This is a genomic window from Mesorhizobium carmichaelinearum (assembly GCF_900199455.1).
Lineage (GTDB): Bacteria > Pseudomonadota > Alphaproteobacteria > Rhizobiales > Rhizobiaceae > Mesorhizobium > Mesorhizobium carmichaelinearum.
The window spans coordinates 543,850-567,500 of the sequence record NZ_FZQR01000003.1; the positions used below are offsets into that span (position 1 = coordinate 543,850).

21 protein-coding genes, 1 tRNA gene and 2 rRNA genes (1 of these 24 running past the window's edge) are annotated in these 23,651 nt (G+C 63.8%); 13 read left to right on the forward strand and 11 right to left on the reverse strand.

Features of this window, described 5'->3' with window-relative positions; translation table 11 throughout:
- Positions 1 to 18 precede the first annotated feature (18 nt).
- The 4 genes from CKW40_RS09295 to CKW40_RS09310 form a co-directional block, all read right to left on the reverse strand.
- Positions 19 to 774, reverse strand: coding sequence for an ATP-binding cassette domain-containing protein (locus tag CKW40_RS09295; protein ID WP_095199750.1), 756 nt, complete (start codon positions 772 to 774; stop codon positions 19 to 21).
- A complete protein-coding gene (locus CKW40_RS09300) occupies positions 767 to 1,828 on the reverse strand; it encodes an ABC transporter permease subunit (RefSeq protein ID WP_095199617.1) in 1,062 nt (353 codons plus the stop codon). Before CKW40_RS09300 ends, CKW40_RS09295 begins: the two co-directional genes overlap by 8 nt.
- Before the next feature lie 94 nt (positions 1,829 to 1,922).
- Positions 1,923 to 2,900 (reverse strand): ABC transporter substrate-binding protein, encoded by a 978-nt coding sequence (locus tag CKW40_RS09305; RefSeq protein WP_095199618.1) that lies wholly within the window; start codon positions 2,898 to 2,900, stop codon positions 1,923 to 1,925.
- A 416-nt stretch (positions 2,901 to 3,316) separates the two neighbouring features.
- Positions 3,317 to 4,216, reverse strand: a complete 900-nt coding sequence (locus CKW40_RS09310; protein WP_095199619.1) for a sugar-binding transcriptional regulator — start codon at positions 4,214 to 4,216, stop codon at positions 3,317 to 3,319.
- 275 nt (positions 4,217 to 4,491) lie between these two features.
- On the opposite strand from CKW40_RS09310, the gene CKW40_RS09315 reads away from it, so the two are divergent.
- Both CKW40_RS09315 and CKW40_RS09320 read left to right on the forward strand, forming a co-directional pair.
- Complete coding sequence (locus CKW40_RS09315) at positions 4,492 to 5,400, forward strand: tagatose-bisphosphate aldolase (RefSeq protein ID WP_095199620.1); 909 nt, start codon at positions 4,492 to 4,494, stop codon at positions 5,398 to 5,400.
- 85 nt (positions 5,401 to 5,485) lie between these two features.
- Complete coding sequence (locus CKW40_RS09320) at positions 5,486 to 6,931, forward strand: ROK family protein (protein WP_244571137.1); 1,446 nt, start codon at positions 5,486 to 5,488, stop codon at positions 6,929 to 6,931.
- Positions 6,932 to 6,937: 6 nt separating this feature from the next.
- On the opposite strand, the gene CKW40_RS09325 is transcribed toward CKW40_RS09320, so the two are convergent.
- Complete coding sequence (locus CKW40_RS09325; protein WP_095199622.1) at positions 6,938 to 7,612, reverse strand: GntR family transcriptional regulator; 675 nt, start codon at positions 7,610 to 7,612, stop codon at positions 6,938 to 6,940.
- A 135-nt stretch (positions 7,613 to 7,747) separates the two neighbouring features.
- On the opposite strand from CKW40_RS09325, the gene CKW40_RS09330 reads away from it, so the two are divergent.
- Genes CKW40_RS09330 through CKW40_RS09365 form a run of 8 tightly spaced genes read left to right on the forward strand, consistent with a single transcriptional unit; the run spans position 7,748 to position 16,515 of the window.
- The gene (locus tag CKW40_RS09330) at positions 7,748 to 8,335 is read left to right on the forward strand and encodes an amino acid synthesis family protein (RefSeq protein ID WP_095199623.1); all 588 of its coding nucleotides are present in this window, start codon (positions 7,748 to 7,750) and stop codon (positions 8,333 to 8,335) included.
- Positions 8,328 to 10,127 (forward strand): alpha/beta fold hydrolase, encoded by a 1,800-nt coding sequence (locus tag CKW40_RS09335; RefSeq protein ID WP_095199624.1) that lies wholly within the window; start codon positions 8,328 to 8,330, stop codon positions 10,125 to 10,127. Before CKW40_RS09330 ends, CKW40_RS09335 begins: the two co-directional genes overlap by 8 nt.
- Positions 10,124 to 11,161 (forward strand): LLM class flavin-dependent oxidoreductase, encoded by a 1,038-nt coding sequence (locus tag CKW40_RS09340; protein ID WP_095199625.1) that lies wholly within the window; start codon positions 10,124 to 10,126, stop codon positions 11,159 to 11,161. The genes CKW40_RS09335 and CKW40_RS09340 overlap by 4 nt, the downstream gene beginning before the upstream one ends.
- Before the next feature lie 25 nt (positions 11,162 to 11,186).
- The gene (locus tag CKW40_RS09345; RefSeq protein ID WP_095199626.1) at positions 11,187 to 12,656 is read left to right on the forward strand and encodes an aldehyde dehydrogenase; all 1,470 of its coding nucleotides are present in this window, start codon (positions 11,187 to 11,189) and stop codon (positions 12,654 to 12,656) included.
- Positions 12,657 to 12,715: 59 nt separating this feature from the next.
- Positions 12,716 to 13,720 (forward strand): ABC transporter substrate-binding protein, encoded by a 1,005-nt coding sequence (locus tag CKW40_RS09350; RefSeq protein WP_095199627.1) that lies wholly within the window; start codon positions 12,716 to 12,718, stop codon positions 13,718 to 13,720.
- 59 nt (positions 13,721 to 13,779) lie between these two features.
- Positions 13,780 to 14,640 carry an ABC transporter permease gene (locus CKW40_RS09355; protein ID WP_095199628.1) on the forward strand — a complete coding sequence of 287 codons (861 nt, stop codon included), beginning with the start codon at positions 13,780 to 13,782 and terminating at the stop codon, positions 14,638 to 14,640.
- 1 nt (position 14,641) lies between these two features.
- Positions 14,642 to 15,442, forward strand: coding sequence for an ABC transporter permease (locus CKW40_RS09360; protein WP_095199629.1), 801 nt, complete (start codon positions 14,642 to 14,644; stop codon positions 15,440 to 15,442).
- Positions 15,439 to 16,515, forward strand: coding sequence for an ABC transporter ATP-binding protein (locus CKW40_RS09365; protein ID WP_095199630.1), 1,077 nt, complete (start codon positions 15,439 to 15,441; stop codon positions 16,513 to 16,515). Before CKW40_RS09360 ends, CKW40_RS09365 begins: the two co-directional genes overlap by 4 nt.
- Positions 16,516 to 16,571: 56 nt before the next feature.
- Here the strand turns inward: CKW40_RS09365 and CKW40_RS09370 are convergent, their stop codons facing one another.
- On the reverse strand, positions 16,572 to 17,354 hold the full coding sequence (locus CKW40_RS09370; RefSeq protein WP_095199631.1) for a DeoR/GlpR family DNA-binding transcription regulator: 783 nt from the start codon (positions 17,352 to 17,354) through the stop codon (positions 16,572 to 16,574).
- Positions 17,355 to 17,533: 179 nt separating this feature from the next.
- Between CKW40_RS09370 and CKW40_RS09375 the strand changes: the two genes are divergently transcribed.
- On the forward strand, positions 17,534 to 17,809 hold the full coding sequence (locus CKW40_RS09375; protein WP_095199632.1) for a hypothetical protein: 276 nt from the start codon (positions 17,534 to 17,536) through the stop codon (positions 17,807 to 17,809).
- A complete protein-coding gene (locus CKW40_RS09380; RefSeq protein ID WP_095199633.1) occupies positions 17,790 to 18,287 on the forward strand; it encodes a hypothetical protein in 498 nt (165 codons plus the stop codon). Before CKW40_RS09375 ends, CKW40_RS09380 begins: the two co-directional genes overlap by 20 nt.
- Here CKW40_RS09380 and CKW40_RS09385 read toward each other — a convergent pair whose 3' ends face one another.
- Together CKW40_RS09385 and CKW40_RS09390 are read right to left on the reverse strand one after the other, a co-directional pair.
- The gene (locus CKW40_RS09385; RefSeq protein WP_095199634.1) at positions 18,288 to 18,899 is read right to left on the reverse strand and encodes an NAD(P)-dependent oxidoreductase; all 612 of its coding nucleotides are present in this window, start codon (positions 18,897 to 18,899) and stop codon (positions 18,288 to 18,290) included.
- 38 nt (positions 18,900 to 18,937) lie between these two features.
- Positions 18,938 to 19,576: a DsbA family protein gene (locus CKW40_RS09390; protein ID WP_095199751.1), complete on the reverse strand. Its 639-nt coding sequence runs from the start codon at positions 19,574 to 19,576 to the stop codon at positions 18,938 to 18,940.
- Positions 19,577 to 19,716: 140 nt separating this feature from the next.
- Here CKW40_RS09390 and CKW40_RS09395 point away from each other — a divergent pair, with 140 nt between their 5' ends.
- The gene (locus CKW40_RS09395; protein WP_095199635.1) at positions 19,717 to 20,634 is read left to right on the forward strand and encodes a LysR family transcriptional regulator; all 918 of its coding nucleotides are present in this window, start codon (positions 19,717 to 19,719) and stop codon (positions 20,632 to 20,634) included.
- Positions 20,635 to 20,901: 267 nt separating this feature from the next.
- Here CKW40_RS09395 and CKW40_RS09400 read toward each other — a convergent pair.
- The 3 genes from CKW40_RS09400 to CKW40_RS09410 all read right to left on the reverse strand — a co-directional run.
- Positions 20,902 to 20,978, reverse strand: a tRNA-Met gene (locus CKW40_RS09400).
- 241 nt (positions 20,979 to 21,219) lie between these two features.
- Positions 21,220 to 21,334, reverse strand: a 5S ribosomal RNA gene (gene rrf / locus CKW40_RS09405).
- Between the two features lie 197 nt (positions 21,335 to 21,531).
- Positions 21,532 to 23,651 (reverse strand): 23S ribosomal RNA (locus CKW40_RS09410) (it continues 680 nt past the right edge of the window).

Sequence of the window (23,651 nt, forward strand, 5' to 3'; positions counted from 1 at the left end):
CCTGAAGGTCAATACACCTTAGCCGCCGACCATCAGCTTGACGACTTCGTCATGGTTGGTTTCGGAAATCTTGCGCTCGCCGGCCTGGACGCCGCGCCGCAGCACGACGATGCGGTCCGACACGGCGAAGATGTCCTGCAGATTGTGCGAGATGAAGATCACGCCGCGCCCCTGTGCCTTGAGCTGGTGGATCAGCGAGATCACCTTGCGCTGCTCGGGCACGCCAAGGGCAGCGGTCGGCTCGTCCATGATCAGGATCTGCGCATCCCAGTAGACGGCGCGGCCGATGGCGACGGCCTGGCGCTGGCCGCCGGAGAAATTGCTGACCGGGGCCTCGAGCCGGCTGACATGGAAGTCCAGCCGGCCCATCGTCGCCTTGGCCGCCTCGGCCATGGCCCTGCGGTCAAGCACCGGCAGGAAGCCGAACGCCTTGCGCATCGGCTCGCGGCCGAGGAAGATGTTGGCGCCGATCGACAGATTGTCTGCGAGCGCGAGGTCCTGGTAGATCGTCTCGATGCCCTTCTCGCGCGCCTCCTGCGGCGTGGCGAACGTCACCGGCTGCCCCCGGAGCAGGATCTCGCCACCCGTGGGCTGGAACACGCCCGATATCGCCTTGATCAGCGTCGTCTTGCCGGCACCGTTGTCACCGGCCAGCGCCACCACTTCGCCCGGCCGCACGGCCATGGAGAAGTCGTTGAGCGCACGCACCGCGCCGAAGTGCTTCGACAGATTCCGGACTTCCAGCAAGGGGCCGTTCTGGTTGGTGCTATTCATCCTGACGGGCTCCACTAAACCGGCGCTGCGCCTGGTCGATAAGAACGGAAATGATGATGACGACGCCGACGGCGATGAACTGCCAGAACGGTTCGACATTGACGAAGACCAAGCCGTACTGGATGACCGCGATCACCAGCGCGCCGGCGACCGTGCCGAAGATGGTGCCGGAGCCGCCGAACAGGCTGGCGCCGCCGATCACCACGGCCGCGACGCTGTCGAGCAGAAGGGGCTCACCGGCTTGTGCGGCGCCCGCGGTGAAGCGCGCGGCATAGAGCGCGCCGCCGAGCCCGGCGCACATCGCCGACAGCACGTAGAGCCGCAATATGTGCCCCCTGATGTCGATGCCGGCGCGGCGCGCCGCCTGCACGTTGGCACCAATGGCATAATTGTGCTGGCCGAACCGGGTCTGGCTGAGCAGATAGTGCATGACGATGACAAAGATGGCGGTGATCATCACCAGATAGGGCACGCCATGGAACTTGCCGTTGCCGAGCAGCGCGAACCAGGAATTCTGCACCGGCACGGTGGTGCCGCCGGCAAGCAGGAAGGCTGCACCGCGTGCGACGCCGAACATGCCGAGCGTGCCGATGAAGGGCGGGACCTTGAGGCGCGAGATCAGCAGGCCGTTGATGACGCCCGGCACGCCGGCAACGATTACCGAGGCGAGGATGCCAGCCAGCATCGCCAGCGGCAGGGGAATGGCGGCGCCCGCCATGTTGGTGGCATGCGCGGCGATGACGGCGGCAAGCCCCATGATGAAGCCGAGCGACAGGTCGATGCCGCCCGAAATGATGACGAAGGTCTGGCCGGTCGCCAGCAGCAGCGGCGCCACGGCGAAGATGGCAATGGACTGCAGATTGAACGGATTGAGCACGAAGGTCGCACCGAAGGCGAGCCGCGACCAGATCTCGAAACAGATGAGCAGGCCGGCCAGGAACAGCCAGGCGCGCCCTTCGGCGATGCGTGCGACCAGGCTGCGGGCCGGATCGCCATGATCGGCCTGAGGGGCGACATGCTTCTCGGCAGGCTGGGCTGGTGATGTCGAGGTCATGGATACTCCGCGGCGCCTTCAAACAGGCCTCGATTGGCGAGGACCCGGTGCAGGCTCCTCCCGGCGAACCGGGAGGAGCCGAGCTGGTCTGGACTTACTCGGAGTAGAGATACTTCGAGATGTTCGGGTCCGCGATGTTGGACTTGTCCATGATCGTGAAGCCGGTGCCGATGGTGACCGGGATCGAGTGGCCGGTCAGATGGGCATAGGCCGAGACGACGCCGTAATAGCCGATCTCGGCCGGATGCTGGGCGATCGCCACGTCGATCAGGCCGGTGTTGATGTTGTCGACGATGCTGGTCGGCGCATCGAACGCCACCACCTTGATGGTGCCGCTCTGCCCGGCCTGCTTGACACCGTTGGCCGCACCCAAAGCCGAGAACAAATTGGCGCCGAACACGCCGACCAGGTCTGGGTTGCGCGCGAACACCGCCTGCAGCTGCGAGGCCGCCTTGTTGGCGTCGTTGTTGTTGAACTGGGTCTCGAGCACGGTAATGCCCGTATGCTTGGCCATCTCCTTCTTGAAGCCTTCTTCACGCTGGTCGGTGGTCGAGATGCCGGGATTGACGTTCGACACATAGACCTTGCCCTTGTCGCCAATGGCGGTGGCCAGCGCCCGCGCGGCAATCTCGCCGCCGAGCACATTGTCGGAAGCGATATAGGCCAGCGGGAAATCGGCATCGCCGGCGCCGGTCTGGTAGACGCCACTGCCGATGAAGGTGTCGACGGTGATCACCGGAATGCCGGCGTCATTGGCCTTGCGCAGCGGCTCGACCAGCTGGACCTTGTCGGTCGGCGCGATCAGGATCGCGTCCGGCTTCTTGGCGATGACCGCGTCGAGCACCGGAACCTGCGTCACCGGGTTGAAGTCCGGCGCGCCCTGGAACACCAAATTGACGCCAAGCGCGTCAGCCGCCGCCTGCGCGCCCTTGCGCATGGTGATGTAGAAGCCGTCGGTGGTCAGGCCCGGAACGAGCGCAATGGTGTATTTCTTGTCCTGCGCCTGTGCGGGCGCGATCAGCACCGTCGCACTGACGGCGAGCGCCGCGAGCGCGGCAACAATCTTCTTCATGACATCCTCCTCATTATTGGCAGATCTGCCGTTGCAAGTGACATTGGAATGGCCGTCATCGGTTCAGATGCCGACGGCCGGGAACGCCTGTTTGCCTTTCGCGGGCAGCTCCTCCCAAGCGCCCTCCAGTCGATATGTCAGCCGGTCAGCCGACCGGCGCACCTGGCCACAGTCCCGAACCTCTGCCTCCGCGAGGTCCGGCAAACTGTCTCCCGCGCCACGCCTTGCCGGCGGGGCGTTTCGAACTTGTAACACTTTGCAGAAATAAATTGCAACTCGGTTTTTCCGAGCTGGCAGCGCCGGGCTTTCACACCGTAAAACATCCGACTGCTCCGCAGAGCCCCTGGCCGACTATCACCCGGGGCTTTCGGCAGCACAACTGGTTTTCGTGGCAGCGCCCCCTGCCCGTTCCATCGCTACGCGAGCGCCGCGAGGATGGCTTGCGCCGTCTTGGTGTCCGTTACCAGCGTGTTGATGAGCCCGGCGCGAACGGCGGCGATGATTGCCGTCGCCTTTTCCGGCGACGCGGCAAGGCCGATGACCAGAGGCACGGCGCGCAGCTGCGCCGGCGACATGGCGATCATCCGGCTCTCCCCTTCCCAGGCGATCAGCGTGCCCTCGGCGTCGAAGTAATGGCGAAGCACGTCGCCGGCGGCATGAACCAGCGCCTGCTCGCTCGGCGTGGCGGCACTGGCTTCGGGGGCATTGATGGCATGCGGCAGGCCGATGCCGACGATCGCGACATCGGTCCTCTCCCACAGCGCGACGGCATCGCGGATGGCGGTGTCGCGCAGGAAGACCTCGCGCAATTCGCTGGACGGCAGATAGGGCGCATGGATGAAATGCGGTGTACCGCCGAACTCCTCGGCGGCGAGCCGCACGAATTCGTTGACCTGGAAATGCGCCGCCTGCTGCTGCATGCCGCCGGTGGCGGCCACGGTCAGCACGCCGGGCATGCGCGGCAAACCGGCCCGGATCACCTCGCGCACGGCGCGCCCCCAGCCGATGGCGACGACGGAACCCGCCACCAGTTGCGCCTGCCTGAGCAGCCCGCCAAGCGGTGCCGCGAGTGCCGCCAGCGTGCCCGCCGCCGGCGTCTCGACCACGGCGGCATCCCGCAATTTCAAGCTATCGATCAGCTGCCTGGTGATATCCTCCGGCGTCGCCAGGTCGAGAACCTCGATGCGCACGATCCCTTCCGCCCGTGCCCGCTGCAGCAGGCGCGAAATCGTCGCGGTGGAGACCCCGAGGCGCCGCGCAATGTCGACCTGCGACATCTCTTCCACATAATGCAGCTTGGCCACCGTGTGCAGCATCGTCCGCGATGCGGTCGCATCCTGGATGGGGGAAACTGACAGCTTGCAATTCCTTTCAGCAACGTGTTACACACGTATACGCCGACGGGAGTTATCGCGCAAATCCAGCCAACTCGCAACGTAAGATGGCTCCCAGGCCGCAAGCCCGGCGAGCCGCTTTCTTCGAGGGCGATGGCGCGTCACGGCGTCCTGCCGGCAGGCGGGCAGAACTGAACATTGACGTTTCCACGGGATCCGCGCTCTCGGCACGAGAGCGCCAACATCGGATTGAGACCATGACGAAGATGACCACCGCGGAACTGCGCGGCTATCAGCAGATATGCGGCAAGGATGGAGCCATGGTGGCCATCGCCTGCGACCAGCGCGGCGGCATGCGGACCTTGCTGGCATCGGATCCGGCGGAACAGGCCAAGATCACCAACGACATGCTCGGCGACACCAAGGCCGACATTACGCGCTACCTCGCCAGTGCGGCGTCCTGCGTGTTGCTCGACCCGCTCTGCGCGGTGCCGCGCATTGTCGACGAGGGCGTCTTGAACCGCGATACGGCGCTGCTCATCGGCCTCGACGCTTCCGGTTTCGACGTCTCGCCCGAAGGCTACCGCCTGTCACGCCTGGTTCCCGACATCGACGCGCGCCGTGTCCGCGCACTCGGCGGCACCGGTGGCAAGATCATGGTCTATCTGCGGGCCGACAAGCCGCAAGCCAACGAGCACAACATCGCCATTCTGCGCCAATGCATCGCCGATTTCGGGCAGGAAGACCTGCTGCTGGTCGTCGAGTTCCTGACCTATCAGCTCGACGGCGAAAGCCCAGAGGACTATGCGGCCAAGACGCCATGGCTTGTCGAAGAAGGCACCAGGATTTCGCTGGAGTGCGGCGCCAAGGTGCTGAAGCTCCCCTACCCCGGAACGCCGCAAGCCTGCGCCAACATCACCAAAATGGCCGGCGACGTGCCGTGGGCGGTGCTTTCGGCCGGCGTCAACCACGCCACCTTCCTTGGCCAGGTCGAGATCGCCATGCAGAACGGCGCCTCTGGCGTCATCGCCGGCCGCTCACTGTGGAAGGATTGCATCTCGCTCGACCGTGACATCCAGCGCGAAAGGCTTAAGACCATTGCGGTGCCGCGATTGCGTGAGATCCAGGCCGTGATCGGGCATTACCGGCAGAAAGCCGCTGCCTGATAATCGCGTTTGGACCAGAGCTATTCCAGCAAAAGTGTGAAGCGGTTTTGCGTCCGGAATCGCGTAGAAACAAATGCAGGACGCCATGCCTCTCAGCATAGGAATCGACATTGGCGGCACCAATCTGCGTGCCGCCCGCATTTCCGGCACCGGTGAAATCCTCAAGCGCGTTTCCGAAAAGAGCGCACCCGACCCGGAGCTGGTGCTCGGCCGCATCGCCGACATGGTGCGCCTTCTCGACACGCCGGATGTGAAGGCCATCGGCGTCGGCGTTCCCGGCCGCGTCGATGCGCGGCGCGGCGCGGTTCTGTCGGGTGGCTACGTCAACCTCGCCTCGGTTGCGTTGGCGCAGCGCCTGGAAGACATGACAGGCAAGCCTGTCGTCATCGACAATGACTGCAACATGGCGCTGGCCGCCGAGATGGCGCTCGGCGCCGGGCGGGGCCATGGCAACATCGTCATGTTCACCATCGGCACCGGCATTGGCGGCGCTGTCGCCCAGGATCGGCGGATCACGCGTGGCTCGGCAACGGCGGGCCAGCTTGGCCACATCACCGTCGACGTCAATGGCGAGGTCTGCGCCTGCGGCCGGCGCGGCTGTGTGGAGACCACCAGTTCGGGCACGGCGCTCGGCCGCCACATTGCGCGCGCCGGGCTCGGCGCCGACATTTCGGTTGACCAGCTCTTTGCCCGCGATGCGGCCGGCGACATCCAGGCGCGCGGCATACTGGATGCCTGGGCGAAACCGTTGCGTGCCGCCATCGACACCACCGTTGCCATGCTTGCTCCCGACCTGGTACTGCTTGGCGGCGGCCTTGGCCGGGCGGCACATGCAGCCCTCGACCGCGCCCCGGCGCTGGCGCCCTGGTACCAATGCCAGGTCGAACCAGCGCAGCTCGGCGACGACGCCGGTGTGATCGGCGCTGGCCTGCAGGCACTGGCGGCAGAACCGTACGCGGTTCCGGCTTCGCTCCTGGCCCAGTCCAGCCGCGCGCGGCGCGCCGTGCTCGTCAACGGCATCCCCGCCAGCGGCAAGAGCACGGTCTCGCGCGGCATCGCCGATCGCATGGGCTGGCCATTGCTGGCGCTCGACACGATCAAGAACCCGTTCCTCGAAGTGCTCGGCGGCGGCGACCGCTTGTTCAACCGCACGCTCGGCCGCGCCAGCTACCAGGCGATCTGGTCGGTCGTCGGCGAAGCTCCCGCCGGCACCACCGTGGTCGTCGATGCTTGGTTCGGCTTCCAGCCGCGCGAGGTTCTCGAGGATCATCTCAGAAAAGCCGGCGTCGAGCAGACTTTCGAAATCTGGTGCCACGCACCCGGCGAAATCCTTGCCGAGCGCTATGGCGCCCGGCTCGACCAGCGTCCCGCCGGCCATCCCGGTGCGGCCTATATCCCCGAACTGATCGAGCTCGCCAAGCGCGCCGAGCCGCTGCGGCGCGGACCGCTCTTCGACGTCGACACGACCAAGCCGATCGACTTCGATGCCATCACCGCCTGGCTGCGGGCGGTCATGGCTGGCGGTGCATAGGCGCCTTCACGCCGGCGGCCGCAGCGCCGTGCGAGCGATCTGCCAAGCGGATTCGACATGGCGCCGCGCCGCGGCTTCCGCCTCGTCGGGCCTGCGTCCCCGGATCGCATCCATGATCTCATTCATCTCGGCGATTGCCGCTTCGCGCCGGTTGGCCGAGACGATGGTCATCGAACGAAGCTGATTGATGCGGACATTCAGCCCGCTGACGATTTCCCAGGCGACGCGCTTGTCGGCGGCCTCGAACAGCGCCTCGTAGAATTTGGTCGTCGCCCGCATCACCGCCGGCGGCGTCCCCGATGCCCACGCCTCGAACAGGTCGGCCAAAGCGCGCTCCAGCGTCGCCAATTGTTCGCTGGTCGCCGACAGGGCGCAGGCGCGTGCCGCGATGCCTTCAAGCAGCGCCCTGAGCTCATAGATCTCGTCGGTGCGGCCGAGGTCCGGCCTTGCCACCGCCGGCCCATGCCCAGGGATCATCTGCACGAGCCCCTCGGCCTCCAGCTGGCGCAAAACCTCGCGCACGACGGAACGGCTGACGCCAAGCTGGTCGCAAAGCGGCCGCTCGACCAGTCTTTCGCCGGGCTGGAAATGGAAATCCATGATCGCCTCGCGCATGCGCTCCAGCGCCAATGTCCTCAAGGTCTTGGCGCTGCGGTCGATGCGAAGCGTGTCGTCTTGCATGTGTTGTCTCCTGCGCCGTCACGAAAACAGATTCCATGCCCGGTTGACAAGGTACTTGGCGCTCCATAGCATGGTATACCATAAGATGATGCAGGAATCGGACGATCCCCTGAGCATCGCCGACCCGAGGATTCCATGCAGCCTGCCATTCGCAAGATCGTGACCTACACCGAGAACACGCTGATCGAAGGCGGCAAGGTCGCGTCCAGCCCGCTGCGCCTGATCGGCGTCGCCGCGGTTCTGACCAACCCCTGGGCCGGTCGCGGCTTCAGCGACGATCTGTCGCCCGAGATTCGCGCCTGCGCGCCGGTGCTGGGAGAGATCCTGACCCGCGAGATCATTGCCGTCGCCGGTTCCGGCGAGGCGATCGAGGGCTATGGCAAGGCCGCCATTTGCGGCACGTCGGGTGAGATCGAGCATGCCTCGGCGCTGATCCACACGCTGCATTTCGGCAACCATTATCGCCGCGCCGTCGGCGCCAAGACCTATCTTGCCTTCACCAATCTGCGCGGCGGGCCGAACACGCCGATCATGATCCCGCTGATGGACAAGAATGACGAAGGGCGGCGCTCGCATTACCTGACCGTGCATTTCCAGATCGGCGATGCGCCGGCGCCGGACGAGCTGGTGGTGGCGCTCGGCGCTTCGATCGGCGGCCGCCCGCATCATCGCATCGGTGATCGCTACCAGGACCTCAAGGAGCTTGGAGGCGTGCATGGCTGACGCTTCGGCATGGGCTCGACAGGGCACGGCGCCCGACGGCACCGGCTTCATCCGCGCCGGATCGGGCACGCCGGTGCTGTTCATCCACGGCGTCGGCATGAACGCAGCGATCTGGCAGCCGCAGATCGAGCGCATGGCCGACAGCTTCGACGTCATCGCCATCGACATGCTCGGCCACGGCCAGTCGCCATTGCCGCCGCAGCATCCGGAGCTGGCCGACTATGCCGATCAGGCCATTCGTCTGCTCGATCATCTCGGCCTCGCCCAGGTGTCCGTCGTCGGCCATTCGATGGGCGCGCTCGTTGCCCAGGAATTGGCCTTGCGTGCACCGGAGCGCGTCCGCCGCATCGTCTCCCTCAATGCCGTGTTCCGGCGCCCGCCTGAATTGGCCAAGGCCGTCCACGAGCGAGCGGCGGCCCTCAACGGCCACAGCGACGCTGCCGGCTCGGCACAGACCATCGCGCGCTGGTTCGGCGATCCGGTGCAGGCCGATCTGGAAACGGCAGCGCAGAAGACGGCATCCGCACTGAGCGCGGTCGACCCGGAAGGCTATGCCCGCACCTATCGTCTGTTCGCTCGTGCCGACGGCGATCATGCCGACCGCCTGCCGACGCTGGCCGTACCGGCCCTGTTCATGACCGGCTCCGAGGACAAGAATTCTTCGCCGGCAATGTCGGCCGCTATGGCACGCTTGGCGCCGCGCGGTCGCTGCACGGTGCTGCCTGGCGAGAGGCACATGATGGCGGTGGCGGCACCGGACCTCACCACGCGCCATATCGTTGACTTCCTCGCAGAGGACGAAGCGGCCGAACAAGACGGCACTGCGAAGACCAATACCGGGTTCGACAGCGGCGAGTTCCGCCGTGCGCTTGGCTCCTTCCTCACCGGCGTCACCATCGTCACCACGATCGGCCCCGAAGGCGAGCCGCGCGGCTTCACCGCCAACTCCTTCACCTCTGTCTCGCTCGATCCGCCGCTGGTGCTGGTCTGCATCGCCCACAAGGCGCTTGGCCATCCCGTCTTCGCGACCTCGAAAAGCTTCGCCATCAACGTCCTCAACGAGGGTCAGAAGGCGGCGTCCGGCATCTTTGCCTCGAAAGCCGCCGACAAGTTCGCTTCCGTGGCCTGGCGGCCGGGACGCACCGGCAGCCCCGTGCTGGACGGTTCCGTCGCATGCTTCGACTGCGACATGGAGCGGCTGGTCGAGGCCGGCGATCATTCGATCCTCATCGGCCGCGTCCGCGATTTCGAGCACAATTCCGCGCAGCCGCTCGGCTATTGCCGCGGCGCCTATGTCGCGCCCGGCCTCAGCCAGGACGCGCTGGCCGCCACGCAGCCCGGCACCGACGTCGGCGCCATCCTCGAAAATGGCGGCCGGATCCTGTTCCTGGAGACAGCGGACGGTTTCGAACTGCCGCGCGGCCGGGGATTGGGCTCGGCCGGGGATGGCAAAAGCCTGCGAGGCCTGCTTGCGGCGAAGGCCATCGAGGCCCAACTCGGCTTCCTGTTCGCCGTCTGGGACGACGCCGGATCTGTTTCACGCACGCATGTCTATTATCGCGGCACGTTCGACGTGCCCGCTTCCAGCGATCGCGGCATCAGGCTGATCGAGATCGACGCGATCGAAGGATTGAAGATCGCCGATCCGGCGATCCGCTCCATGCTCGCGCGCTATATCAGGGAATGCTCGGTGGACGCATTCGGCGTCTATGTCGGCAACGATGTCGAAGGCGAGGTCCGGCCGCTCGCCAGGGCCGGTGCTTCCGCCGTCAATACAGGTGACCAGGGATGAAATTCTCGCTCTTCGTACACATGGAACGGTCGGACTTGGCCAAACCGCATTCCGAGCTTGTGACCGAGCTCGAAGAACTGGTCCTGATGGCCGAAGAAGCTGGCTTCGAGACGGCCTGGATCGGCGAGCATCACGGCATGGAATTCACCATCTCGCCGAACCCTTTCATCAACATCGCCTATCTCGCGGCCAAGACCAGCCGCATCCGGCTCGGCACCGGAACCGTGATTGCGCCCTTCTGGCATCCGATCAAGCTCGCCGGTGAAGCGGCGATGGCCGACGTCATCAGTGGCGGTCGGCTCGACATCGGCATCGCGCGCGGTGCCTACAGCTATGAATATCAACGCATCTTTCCCGGCCTCGACGCCTGGGGCGCCGGCCAGCGCATGCGCGAGATCATACCGGCGATCCGCGGCCTCTGGGACGGCGACTTCGAACTCTCCGGCGAGTTCTGGCAATTCCCCGCCACCACCTCCTCGCCCAAGCCGCTGCAGAAACCCTACCCGCCGATCTGGGTGGCGGCCCGCGACCCGAATTCGCACGATTTTGCCGTCGCCAATGGCTGCAAGGTCCAGGTGACGCCGCTGGCGTCCGGCGATGACGAGGTGACGAGCCTGATGCAGCGCTTCAACACCGCCTGCGCCGCGCACCCGGAGATCGAACGGCCCGAAATCATGCTTCTGATGCACACATTCGTCGCCGAGGACGCGGCCGACGCCGATCGCCTCACGCAGGACCTGTCGACTTTCTATTGCCAGTTCGGCGCCTGGTTCCAAAACAAGAAGCCGGTGCATCAAGGCATATTGGAGCCGCTGACGGCGGACGAGATCGCGGCCATGCCGCAATATGCGCCGGACAAGATCAGGCAGAATCTGGTGATCGGCGAGGCCAATGAGGTCATCGCCCGGCTGAAGGCCTATGAGGCGCTCGGCTACGACCAGTATTCGATTTGGATCGACAGCGGGCTTTCGCACGAGCGCAAGAAAAAATCGCTGCAACTGTTCATCGACCGGGTGATGCCGGCCTTTCTCTGATCGCGAGCCCTTGACTGACCAGCCAATGACCGACGCCCTCTTCAGGAACTTCATCGACGGCCGCTTCGACGAGCCATCCGCCACGTTCGACAGTGTCGACCCGTCGACCGGCGCGGCCTGGGCGAAGATGCCGGCGGCGAGCGAAGCCGATGTCGACCGTGCCGTCGAGGCTGCGCACCGCGCGTTGCGCTCGGGCCCGTGGCGGACGATGACAGCCACGGCGCGTGGAAAGCTGCTGGTCAAGCTCGGCGACCTCGTCGCCGCCAATGCCGAGCGCCTGGCCGAACTCGAGACGCGCGACACCGGCAAGATCATCCGCGAGACCCGCGCCCAGATCGCCTATGTCGGCGACTACTACCGCTATTATGGCGGGCTCGCCGACAAGCACGAAGGCGCGCATGTGCCGATCGACAAGCCCGATCTCGATGTCACCATCCGTCGCGAGCCGATCGGCGTCGTTGCCGCCGTGGTGCCGTGGAATTCGCAGCTCTTCCTCTCGGCCGTCAAGCTCGGTCCGGCGCTCGCCGCCGGCTGCACCATCGTGCTCAAGGCCTCCGAGGATGGCCCGGCCCCGCTGCTCGCCTTTGCCGAACTCGTCCAGGAGGCCGGCTTTCCCTCAGGCGTCGTCAACATCCTCACCGGCTTCGGCCAGGAATGCGGCCAGCGCCTGACCAGCCACAGGCTGGTCTCGCGCGTCGCCTTCACCGGCGGTTCGTCGACAGCGCGCGCCATCGTCAGGAACACGGCGGAGAACCTTGCCCACACCACGCTCGAACTCGGCGGCAAAAGCCCGGTCGTCGTCTTTGCCGATGCCGATCTCGACAGCGCCGCCAACGCGGTCGTCGCCGGTATTTTCGCGGCGACCGGCCAGAGCTGCGTCGCTGGATCGCGGCTGCTGGTCGAGCGTTCGGTGAAGGATGAATTCCTTGGCAGGCTGAAGCGCAAAGCCGAGGCGATCCGCATCGGCGATCCGCAGGACCCGGCGACCGAAATGGGTCCGCTCGCCACGCTGCGGCAACGTGACTGGATCGAGAAGGTGGTCGCGGAAAGCCTCGCCGCGGGTGGCATGCTGGTCACCGGCGGAACACGGCCGGCCGGCAGTGGCTTCTATTACGCACCAACCATCATCGACGCCGGCGGCAGCGATCTGCCCTGCGTGCGCGAGGAATTGTTCGGACCGGTGCTCAGCGTGCTTGCCTTCGACACCGAAGCGCAAGCGCTGGCACTCGCCAACGACACGCCCTTCGGCCTGGCTTCCGGCGTCTTCACCAGCAATCTCGGCAAGGCCCACCGCATGGCGCGCGACATCCATGCCGGCGTCGTCTGGGTCAACACCTATCGCGCCGTATCGCCGCTCGTTCCCTTCGGCGGCTACGGCCTGTCGGGCCTCGGCCGCGAAGGCGGGCTCGACGCCATCAGAGACTACACACGCTCGAAATCCGTCTGGATCAACACTTCGGACGAGCCGATCCCCGATCCCTTCGTCATGCGCTGAGAACCGCGGGACGCAGGTGCACTGAGAAAAACAAGAACAGACCAACAGAGGAGAATGACATGAAACTGATTTTGACCGGCCTGCTGGCCGGGCTGCTCGCAGCGACCGCCGCCAAGGCCGATGAAATGGCGTTCACCAGCTGGGGCGGCACCACGCAGGAGGCGCAGACCAAATCCTGGGCGGCCCCCTTCGAAGCCAGCTCCGGCATCAAGGTGCTGCAGGATGGGCCGACCGACTACGGCAAGCTCAAGGCCATGGTCGACGCCGGCAACGTCACCTGGGATGTCGTCGACGTGGAAATGGATTTCGCCATAAAGGCTGCCAAGGACGGGCTGCTGGAGCCGATCGACTATGCGGTCGTACCCAAGGCCGATCTCGACCCGCGCTTCAGCAATGAGCATGCCGTCGGCAGCTTCTATTATTCCTTCGTGCTCGCCTGGAACAAGGGCGCCGTCCCGGGCGAACCGACCGGCTGGGCCGACATGTTCGACACCAAGAAATTTCCCGGCAAGCGGACCTTCTACAAATGGTCAGCACCCGGCGTCATCGAAATCGCGCTGCTCGCCGACGGCGTGCCGGCGGACAAACTCTATCCGCTCGACCTCGACCGTGCCTTCAAGAAACTCGACACCATCAAGTCCGATATCGTCTGGTGGGGCGGCGGTGCCGAGTCGCAGCAGCTGATTGCTTCCGGCGAGGCCGCCTTCGGCCAGCTGTGGAACGGGCGTGTCTTCGCCCTGCAGCAGGATGGCACCGATGTCGGCGTCGCCTGGAACCAGAACCTCACCGCCGCCGACGTGCTCGTCGTGCCGAAGGGCGCGAAGAACAAGGGCAGTGCAATGAAGTTCCTCGCCGCCGCCACAAGCCCGACCGGTCAGGCGAAATTCGCCGAGGCAAGCGGCTATGCCCCCATCAACACCAAGGCCAAGGCGGAGATGCCGGCTGATGCCGTCAAGGCCCTGCCCGATGCCCATGTCGATGGCCAGATCAATCTCGACATGAACTACTGGGCCGAGCATCGCGACGAGATCGCCACGCGCTGGTATGCCTGGCAGACCAAGTAGCACCGTTGCAGACCGACGGGGCGCGGCTTGCGCGCCCCGTTTCGAGACAGGACCGCTCGATGCAGGGAAGTTCCTTTAGACGCAGCTCGATTGCCGGCCTGCCAGCCGGCAGCGGCAGCGCCTTGCCGGCCCTTCTCCTGGTCGGCCTGTTCTTTATCGTGCCGGTGGTCGCTTTGCTGTTGCGCAGCGTCACCGATCCCGAACCGGGCTTGCAGAATTACGCCGCGCTGTTCGGCAGCGGCACCTATGTGCGGGTGTTCCTCAACACCTTCCTGGTCGCATCGGTCGTCACCGCGGTCACCATTGTGGTGGCTTTTCCCGTAGCCTGGATGCTGGCGATCATGCCGCCCGCCCTGGGCTCGATCGTCTTCGGCATCATCATCCTGTCGATGTGGACGAACCTTCTCACCCGCACCTATGCGTGGATGGTGCTGCTGCAGCGCACCGGCGTCATCAACCGGGCGCTCATGGCACTCGGTATCATCCATGAGCCGCTGCCGCTCATCAACAATCTGGCCGGCGTCACCATCGGCATGGTCTACATCATGCTGCCCTTCATGATCCTGCCGCTGGTCGGCACGCTGAGGGCGATCGACCCGATGACGCTTCGCGCCGCGGCCCTTTGCGGCGCGAGCCCGTTCGAGGCCTTCCGCCGCATCCTGTTGCCGCTGTCGCTTCCCGGCATCGCCGCCGGAGGGCTGATGGTCTTCGTCATGTCGCTCGGCTACTTCGTCACGCCTGCCCTGCTCGGCGGCACATCCAACATGATGCTGGCCGAGATGATCGCGCAGACGGTGCAGTCATTGCTCAACTGGGGGCTCGGCAGTGCGGCCGCCTTCGTCCTGCTCGTCGTCACCATGGCGCTCTACGCGATCCAGCTCCGCCTGGTCGGCGCCAGCCGCGCTGGCGGAGGGATCTGAGATGCTGCTCGATTACGACCGGCTCGGATGGCTGCGCGTGGCGCTTGTCGGCTTCACCGCGGCGGTCGCGGCTTTCCTTTTGCTGCCGGTAATCTTCATCGTGCTCCTCTCATTCGGCTCATCGCACTGGCTGGCTTTCCCGCCGCCCGGCTGGACGCTGAAATGGTACCAGCAATTGCTGGCCGACCCGAGCTGGATCGATGCCGCGCTGACCAGCGCCCGGATTGCCGCCATGGCCGCCATCCTCGCCGTCATCATCGGCCTGTTCGCCTCCTTCAGCCTGGTCAGGGGTGAGTTTCGCGGACGCCAAGTCCTGCGCGGGGTGCTGTTGACGCCGATGGTGCTGCCGGTCGTCGTGTTCGCCATCGCCATCTACGCCTTCTTCCTGCGCATCGGCCTCGCCGGCACCACGGTCGGCTTCGTCATCGCCCACACCATCCTGGCGCTGCCCTTTGCCATCACCCCGATCACCGCGGTGCTCGAGGGTTTTGACAAATCCATCGAGGACGCGGCCATCGTTTGCGGCGCCAGCCCGCTGCAGGCACGGCTGAGGATCACCTTGCCGTCGATCAGGATCGGCATCTTCTCGGCGGCGATCTTCTCCTTCCTAGCCTCATGGGACGAGGTCGTGGTGGCGATCTTCATGGCGAGCCCGACCTTGCAGACCTTGCCGGTGAAGATCTGGGGCAGCCTGCGCGCCGACCTCAGCCCGGTCGTCGCCGCCGCCTCCAGCCTGCTCGTCGGCCTGACGCTTTGCCTGATGACCGTGACCGCACTCCTTCGCAGAAAATTGTCCAGATGACCCGACCGTTCCTGTCCATACGCGCGGTGAGAAAGACGTTCGGCGCCTTCGTCGCCGTCCATGACGTCACCATCGATGTGCCCAAGGGCGAGTTCCTGACGTTCCTCGGCCCGTCGGGCTCCGGCAAGTCGACGACGCTCTACGCCATCGCCGGTTTCCAGGATCCGAGCTCGGGCGATGTGCTCCTAGAGGACAGGTCGCTGCTCTCGGTGCCATCGCACAAGCGCAACATCGGCATGGTCTTCCAGCGCTACACGCTGTTCCCGCATCTGAGCGTCGCCGAGAATGTCGCCTTTCCGCTGCGCGTGCGCCGCCGGTCCGACGGCGAGGTCAAGCGCAAGGTCGCCGATATGCTGGCGCTGGTGCGTCTCGAAAACTTCGCCGACCGTTTTCCGGGCGCGCTGTCGGGCGGCCAGCAGCAGCGCGTGGCGCTTGCCCGCGCGCTCGCCTACGACCCGCCGATCCTCCTGATGGACGAGCCGCTATCGGCACTCGACAAGAAGCTGCGCCAGGAGATCCAGGCCGAGATCCGCCGTATCCACCGCGAGACCGGCGTCACCATCCTCTATGTCACGCACGACCAGGAGGAGGCGCTGCACCTTTCGGATCGCATCGCTCTGTTCAGGGAAGGCCGCATCGAACAGATCGGCACCGGCGAGGATCTTTATCTCAGGCCAGCGAGCGAGTTCGTTGCCGGCTTCATCGGCAACTCGAATTTCCTGCCGGCCGAGCATTTGCAAACCACTGGTGGCGCGTCAACGATCCGCCTGGCCGACGGCTCGATCGTGACCGGCGTCAAGACGACAACGTCCTTCGGCCAAGGCCAGAAGGTCCGGCTGATGGTCCGCCCGGAAGCCTTCCGCCTCACGCCGGGACCGGCGAACGCGGCATTGGCCGTCGAGATCGTCGATACCGCCTTTTTCGGTGACCGCCGCCGCGTCGTGGCGCGCCTGGCCGGCGGCGACGAGATCGACGTCAGGCCAACCTCTGATGCAGAGGGGGCGGACAGCGCCATTGCATCAGGTCAGCGCATCTTTTTCGATCCCGCTTCGGCCTTCCTGTTCCCGGCCTGATGGCTGCAAACCTTCCGCGGGGGTCGGATTGCGACTGATCCTCCCGCAGCGGTCGCTCAGTCGCCGCTGAAGACATGAAGTTCCGTTCCCGCCGCTTCGATGACGGCGCGCAGCACCGGCTGCGGCTCGCGATCGGTGACGATGTCAGAAAGCTCGCCGAGCGCGCAGACGCGTTCGAGACTGTTGCGGCCGAACTTGTCGTTGGTCACCACAAGCGCCGTTGACAGCGCGCGAGAGATCATCGCCCGCTTGACCGCCGCAGCCCCCGAGATCATGTCGCTGGGCCCGTCCGCGGACAGGCTCGACGCCCCGATGATGGCAATATCGGCATTATAGCGCCTGACGAATTCCACCGTATCCTCACCGACCACGCTGGCTTCGCGGCTGTCATAGGTGCCGGGGCACAGGATAACCCGGAACGTCGGATTGGCGCCAGTTACCGAGGCCACGCCGATGGAGTTGGTGATGATGGTCAGCTCGCGCTTCAGCTGCGAGAGACTGCGCGCCACCTCGTAGGTCGTCGAGCCGCCATCGATCATCACGATCTGGCCTTTCTCGACCAGTCCGGCCGCGCCACGCCCGATCCGGGCACGCTCCTCGATCATAGTCTGGCTGCGCTCGGCGATCACCGGCTCGGATGTCACCAGCGAGATCGTCGCGCCACCATAGGTTCGGTTGAGCAGTCCAGCATCGCCAAGCTCGATCAGGTCGCGGCGGATCGTTTCGCCGGCGACACCCAGGCGCAAAGCGAGCCTGGAGATACGGATCGAGGCCGAGCGGCGCACTTCCGACAGGATGAGTGCATGCCGCTCCTTCTTCGATAGCCGGCTTTGCTCCATGATCGATCCTCCGCGAAGTCGACACTATTAACCATGCCGACGCTGATGGGGAAGGCGTCTCGCAAGACCCAGCTGCGCTGCCTCGATCCGAACGGTTAAGCCGGATGCCGGCTGACAAGCGCAAGCGTCGGTGATCAGATGATGTTCTGACGAATCGGCGCAAGACGACGGAGACCGCAATGCATGTCATGACATTGTTGAAGGCTGATATGTTCGACGTCGAGATCGACGGCAAACCCGCCTCGATCGCGCAGGCCTTGCCGGACTGGAACCCGCATGACCGGTTCGGCCTGGTGATCGACGACGCGCTTGGCGGCATCGGCGCCACCCATCTGCTGCAGATCGCCATCACCGCCTTCTACGACGTCAAGCCGAGCCGCCGCACGGAGCTGACGGTCTATCCCGAAATCTATGCCTTCCACATCGGCAAGGGTTATGGCGCGCATGCGCCGTGAGGTGCTCGACGCCATCAATGATCGCGGCATCACAAGGCTGGCCGTTCCCGATCGCGCGCCACGCGAAGTGGTGCACCGGCCGAAGGAGGTCGATGCGGCGCTCGACCGCATCGCCTCTGCCTTCGTCTACAGCCCTTCGGGCCGGGTTGCGGATCCGGATCTTGTCATTTCGGGCAACGACAAGCGAACCGAATACAATCCCAACAGCGCCTTGCGGCCGCGCTACACCGACAGCCGGCCGGCTTCGGTTTCGACTGCGGCCAAGCCGGTCAAGGAACTCGATTCGTCCTACCAGGACTGGCTTCGCAAGCGTGAGCACGATTTGACCGCCGACGAACGCGCCTTTGTCGAACGCCGCCGCCAGGAACTGAGACAGGACGGCCTCGCCACCGAAACCTATCGGCGCGTCGGTGTCCGCGAAGCGCTGATGCGGCTGGCGTCGGCCGGCCTCGATCGAGACACGGCCGCCGCCGGTTGATCAATAGCCGACCGTAAAACGCTGCCTGACATGGGCAGGCTTCTCGATCTCGTCGACCATGACGATGGCATAGTCCTCGAAGGAGATGCTGCTGCCCTTGTCCGAGGCGAGAAGCGTGTCCTTGCCAAGGCGGTATTTGCCGGTGCGCTCGCCCGGAATGAACATGGCGGAAGGCGACAGGAAGGTCCAGTCGAGGTCGCCGACGGTCTTCAACGTGTCGAGGAAGTCGGCGCCCTTCTGTGCCTCGGCCTTGTAGATCGCCGGGAATTCGGGGGTATCGACCAGCCTTTTGCCGGGCGCGACTTCGAGGCTGCCGGCGCCGCCGACAATGAGATAGCGCTTGACGCCGGAGGCACGCACGGCGGCGATCAGCGTATCGGGGTCGCTGTCCAGAAAATGCACGGCGCTGATCACCACATCATGGCCGCGGATCAGGTCGGTGAGGCCTTCCTTGTCGAAGACATCGCCCTTCTTGGCCGTCACACCAGGCAGGGCGGCAATCTTTTCAGGATTGCGGGCAATACCGGTGACCGTATGGCCACGGTCGGAGAGTTCCTTGAGCAGGCGCGAACCGACAGCGCCGGATGCGCCAATGAGAGCGACTTTTGCCATGTCTTTTCCAGTCCTTGTTGGAGGTCAGTTGGGAGGGATCACGCCGCCGCGATATGGGCGAGGAGATTGTCGAAGCTGCCGAACAGCGCGTTGGAGCCGATGAGCCGGGGCGCATCGTTGCGGATAATTGCGAGTGAGGGCACGCCATTGGCATGCAGGCGCTGGAACAGGGCGCGGCCGCGCCCGACCAGTTCGCGGTAAGCTGCCAGCAATGTCTCGCTCGGCTTCTTCAGCATGACTGCGGCATCCGCCATGCCGGCGTCGGCGAGCACGGCAGCGACACCATCGACCGTCACGATATCGCGGCCGTCGACATAGCGCGCACGCTGGATCGCTTTCAGCGCGGTGAGCCGGCGGCTGGAGTCTTCGAGGCCGGCGGCACAGATGCCGAGGGTCGCGGCATGTGAGTCGAGCAAGGTGCCGCGGATGCCAAGGACATTGCGCTGATAGGCCTGTGTGAATGCCTGTCCGGTCAAACGCTCGATACGCTGGTCGTTCGCCCAGGCATGGGCGGCAAAACCCTCATCCATTGGCCGCGCGCCGGCACCGGAGAACAGGCCGGTCGGCAGCAATTCGATGTGCACGCCATTGGCCGACAGCCGGTCCAGCATCGGCGTGGCGCCGTAGCACCAGCCGCAGAGCGGGTCGAAAAGGTAAGTGACGTCTGGATTGCTCACGATCGCTGCCGTTCTTGCTGCGGGATACCGGCTGCGAGGCCGGTCGAATGTCTTGGCCCACATGTGGCAGGCGGCAGTCTTGCGATAAATGCCACTCAATAATACAACCTGTCTGATTAGATCAGACAAACGCACTCGCCTTGGCCGACCTTCTGAACCTCAACCGGCTCGTCTACTTCACCACGGTGATGGAAACCGGTTCGTTCACGGCGGCGGCGGACCGGCTCGCCGTCGCCAAGGCCGTGGTCAGTCATCAGATCGGCAGGCTCGAAGAGGAGTTGGGCGCGACGCTGCTGCAGCGCACGACCCGGCGCGTCACGCCGACCGAGGAAGGCCGGCTCTTCTATGACCGGGCGGTAATCATCCTGCGCGAGGCGGAGGCGGCCTATGGCGAAATCTCGCACGGCGCGATTGAGCCAAGCGGAATGCTGAGGCTGACCGCGCCGCTCGACTATGGCACCAGGATAGTGGCGCCGGTGATGGCGGCATATCTGAAGATCTATCCAAACATGCGGGTCGAGGCGATTTTCGACGATGCGGTGAGCAATCTGGTCGATGAGCAGATCGACCTGGGTATCCGCGTCGGCTGGCTCACTGATTCCTCCAACCAGGCGCGGCGCTTGGGCACGATACGGCAGGTCGTGGTGGCGAGCCCGGCTTTCGCTGCAAGCCTGCCGCCCGACGTCACCCCGCGTCAGGCGCGGTCATTGGCCTGGGTCGGCAACGCCCAACTGCGCGGCGTCGGCCAATGGCTGTTTTCCAGGGACGGCGAGACGGTGCTGACCGAACTCAATCCCGTCGTCGTCTGCGACAAAAGCCCGGCGGCCTATGCTTGCGTGCTGGCCGGTATCGGTCTGGGTATATTTCCCGACTATGCGGTCGATGAGGATATCGTCGGGGGTCGGCTTGTGCGGATATTCGCTGACTGGACCTTGCCGACCGGCGGCATCCACGCGGTGTTTCCGCCAGCCCGCTTCAGACCCGCCAAAGTACGCGCCTTCGTCGACCTGCTGGCGGCGGCCGAGAGAAAGCGGGCGCGCGGCGCCGCCAAGGGGTGAAGCGACATGCAGTGCATAATGTCAGTGAAGAGTTACATTGATACGTAACCACCTGCCTGCGCTGATGCACTTAACAGCCCCCGACGCGCACGGCCCGCTGGCTTGGAGCCATGCGGCCGTTTTATGTTGGTTTTGGGGAGAGGCTTTGAGTTTTCTGTCCCGCGGCTGGCAAGGCCTGTTTGCGGAGCGCTGCTGAGGGTTTGGATCGGCTGGGGCGTGTGGACGGGATACAAAAAAGGCCCGCTTGATGCGGGCCGATTTTGATGTTGGTTGCGGGGACAGGATTTGAACCTGTGACCTTCAGGTTATGAGCCTGACGAGCTACCGGGCTGCTCCACCCCGCGCCACCTCTAGGCAAGCGTTTGCTTGCCGAACTAAGCAAGCGTTTGCTTGCTGATCTGAGCAAGCGTTTGCTTGCTTTGGACGTAAGCCAAGGCCTACGAATAGGCTGGCTTACAAATAGGTAGATGGCTCACCAAATGAAAGGGCCGCTTACGCGGCCCGTGGTCCCTTGGCGGGCCTTGTTCGTAGAGAGAAGATTTCACTGACATCCGATTGGATGTGAGTTCAACGTGCGTTTAGCAGACCTGGCAGCGACCTACTCTCCCGCGTCTTGAGACGAAGTACCATCAGCGCTGGAGCGTTTCACGGCCGAGTTCGGAATGGGATCGGGTGCAGCCGCTCCGCCATAACCACCAGGTCGGCAAAACGCACGTTGTTCGAGAAGCTGTTTTTTGTGCCAGGGCGACGTTTGTGGCTTTCGGGCGTAAGCCCGCAAGCGCGACTGCGCGTCGCCGGTTTTCCGGCGCCCTCGCGGAGCATAGGCCCGTAAGGGCCGCTCATGCGTGAGCGCTGGTAAGACCATCTGACTTTGTCAGATGGGCATAAGGAATGAGAACGATCAAGCCGATCGAACTATTAGTACCGGTAAGCTTCAAGCGTTGCCGCTCTTCCACACCCGGCCTATCAACGTGGTCGTCTTCCACGGTTCTCAGGGAATACTCGTTTTAAGGTGGGTTTCCCGCTTAGATGCCTTCAGCGGTTATCCCGTCCGGATATAGCTACCCTGCTATGCGGCTGGCGCCACAACAGGTCCACCAGAGATCCGTCCATCCCGGTCCTCTCGTACTAGGGACAGATCCTTTCAATATTCCTACACCCACGGCAGATAGGGACCGAACTGTCTCACGACGTTCTGAACCCAACTCACGTACCGCTTTAAATGGCGAACAGCCATACCCTTGGGACCTGCTCCAGCCCCAGGATGCGATGAGTCGACATCGAGGTGCCAAACAACCCCGTCGATATGGACTCTTGGGGGTCATCAGCCTGTTATCCCCGGCGTACCTTTTATCCGTTGAGCGATGGCCCTTCCACGCGGGACCACCGGATCACTATGACCGACTTTCGTCTCTGCTCGACTTGTCAGTCTCGCAGTCAGGCAGGCTTATGCCATTGCACTCAGCGAACGATTTCCGACCGTTCTGAGCCCACCATCGCGCGCCTCCGTTACTCTTTAGGAGGCGACCGCCCCAGTCAAACTACCCACCATACATTGTCCCGGACCCGGATAACGGGCCGCGGTTAGACATCCATAGTAATAAGGGTGGTATTTCAAGGGTGGCTCCACCTGAGCTGGCGCCCAGGTTTCAAAGCCTACCACCTATCCTACACATGCCACTACGAATGCCAATGTAAAGCTATAGTAAAGGTGCACGGGGTCTTTCCGTCTAACCGCAGGAACCCCGCATCTTCACGGGGAATTCAATTTCACTGAGTCTATGCTGGAGACAGCGGGGAAGTCGTTACGCCATTCGTGCAGGTCGGAACTTACCCGACAAGGAATTTCGCTACCTTAGGACCGTTATAGTTACGGCCGCCGTTTACTGGGGCTTCGATTCAGAGCTTGCACCCCTCCTCTTAACCTTCCAGCACCGGGCAGGCGTCAGACCCTATACGTCGTCTTGCGACTTCGCAGAGCCCTGTGTTTTTGATAAACAGTCGCTACCCCCTGGTCTGTGCCACCCTCCTCTGCTTGCGCAGAAAAGGGTCACGCTTCTTCCGAAGTTACGCGTGCAATTTGCCGAGTTCCTTCAGCATAGTTCTCTCAAGCGCCTTGGTATACTCTACCAGACCACCAGTGTCGGTTTCGGGTACGGTTTATAAGGAGGAGCTATTTCCTGGAACCACGCAGCAGCCCGTTCAATCCGATAAGATTGGACTACCTCAATGATCCGTCACTACCTCCAAGCCCACGAATATTAACGTGGTTCCCATCGACTACGCGTTTCCGCCTCGTCTTAGGGGCCGGCTAACCCTGCTCAGATTAGCTTTAAGCAGGAACCCTTGGTCTTTCGGCGGGGGAGTCTCTCACTCCCCTTACGTTACTCATGTCAGCATTCGCACTTCTGATACCTCCACCACCCCTCACGGGTATGGCTTCATCAGCTTACAGAACGCTCCGCTACCGCTCGTGATTGCTCACGAACCCTAAGCTTCGGTGTATGGCTTTAGCCCCGTTACATTTTCGGCGCAAAGACCCTTATTTAGACCAGTGAGCTGTTACGCTTTCTTTAAATGATGGCTGCTTCTAAGCCAACATCCTGGTTGTTTTGGGATCCTCACATCCTTTCCCACTTAGCCATAACTTGGGGACCTTAGCTGTAGGTCAGGGTTGTTTCCCTTTTCACGACGGACGTTAGCACCCGCCGTGTGTCTGCCGACTAGTACTCCCAGGTATTCGGAGTTTGGTTAGGTTTGGTAATCCGGTGAGGACCCCTAGCCCATCCAGTGCTCTACCCCCTGGGGTATTCGGTCGACGCTCTACCTAAATAGATTTCGCGGAGAACCAGCTATTTCCGAGTTTGATTGGCCTTTCACCCCTAGCCACAAGTCATCCCGAACTATTGCAACAGTTATGGGTTCGGTCCTCCAGTAAGTGTTACCTTACCTTCAACCTGCTCATGGCTAGATCACTCGGTTTCGGGTCTAATGCGACGAACTGAACGCCCTGTTCA

What these genes read in the sequence shown, in the direction of transcription:
- CKW40_RS09375 (WP_095199632.1), top strand. Translation starts at nt 17,534, where the DNA reads ATGCATGTCATGACATTGTTGAAGGCTGATATGTTCGACGTCGAGATC.
- CKW40_RS09320 (WP_244571137.1), top strand. Translation starts at nt 5,486, where the DNA reads ATGCCTCTCAGCATAGGAATCGACATTGGCGGCACCAATCTGCGTGCC.
- CKW40_RS09305 (WP_095199618.1), bottom strand. Translation starts at nt 2,900, where the DNA reads ATGAAGAAGATTGTTGCCGCGCTCGCGGCGCTCGCCGTCAGTGCGACG.
- CKW40_RS09295 (WP_095199750.1), bottom strand. Translation starts at nt 774, where the DNA reads ATGAATAGCACCAACCAGAACGGCCCCTTGCTGGAAGTCCGGAATCTG.
- CKW40_RS09370 (WP_095199631.1), bottom strand. Translation starts at nt 17,354, where the DNA reads ATGGAGCAAAGCCGGCTATCGAAGAAGGAGCGGCATGCACTCATCCTG.
- CKW40_RS09325 (WP_095199622.1), bottom strand. Translation starts at nt 7,612, where the DNA reads ATGCAAGACGACACGCTTCGCATCGACCGCAGCGCCAAGACCTTGAGG.
- CKW40_RS09385 (WP_095199634.1), bottom strand. Translation starts at nt 18,899, where the DNA reads ATGGCAAAAGTCGCTCTCATTGGCGCATCCGGCGCTGTCGGTTCGCGC.
- CKW40_RS09340 (WP_095199625.1), top strand. Translation starts at nt 10,124, where the DNA reads ATGAAATTCTCGCTCTTCGTACACATGGAACGGTCGGACTTGGCCAAA.
- CKW40_RS09380 (WP_095199633.1), top strand. Translation starts at nt 17,790, where the DNA reads ATGGCGCGCATGCGCCGTGAGGTGCTCGACGCCATCAATGATCGCGGC.
- CKW40_RS09330 (WP_095199623.1), top strand. Translation starts at nt 7,748, where the DNA reads ATGCAGCCTGCCATTCGCAAGATCGTGACCTACACCGAGAACACGCTG.
- CKW40_RS09355 (WP_095199628.1), top strand. Translation starts at nt 13,780, where the DNA reads ATGCAGGGAAGTTCCTTTAGACGCAGCTCGATTGCCGGCCTGCCAGCC.
- CKW40_RS09310 (WP_095199619.1), bottom strand. Translation starts at nt 4,216, where the DNA reads ATGCTGCACACGGTGGCCAAGCTGCATTATGTGGAAGAGATGTCGCAG.
- CKW40_RS09365 (WP_095199630.1), top strand. Translation starts at nt 15,439, where the DNA reads ATGACCCGACCGTTCCTGTCCATACGCGCGGTGAGAAAGACGTTCGGC.
- CKW40_RS09360 (WP_095199629.1), top strand. Translation starts at nt 14,642, where the DNA reads ATGCTGCTCGATTACGACCGGCTCGGATGGCTGCGCGTGGCGCTTGTC.
- CKW40_RS09335 (WP_095199624.1), top strand. Translation starts at nt 8,328, where the DNA reads ATGGCTGACGCTTCGGCATGGGCTCGACAGGGCACGGCGCCCGACGGC.
- CKW40_RS09315 (WP_095199620.1), top strand. Translation starts at nt 4,492, where the DNA reads ATGACGAAGATGACCACCGCGGAACTGCGCGGCTATCAGCAGATATGC.
- CKW40_RS09345 (WP_095199626.1), top strand. Translation starts at nt 11,187, where the DNA reads ATGACCGACGCCCTCTTCAGGAACTTCATCGACGGCCGCTTCGACGAG.
- CKW40_RS09300 (WP_095199617.1), bottom strand. Translation starts at nt 1,828, where the DNA reads ATGACCTCGACATCACCAGCCCAGCCTGCCGAGAAGCATGTCGCCCCT.
- CKW40_RS09350 (WP_095199627.1), top strand. Translation starts at nt 12,716, where the DNA reads ATGAAACTGATTTTGACCGGCCTGCTGGCCGGGCTGCTCGCAGCGACC.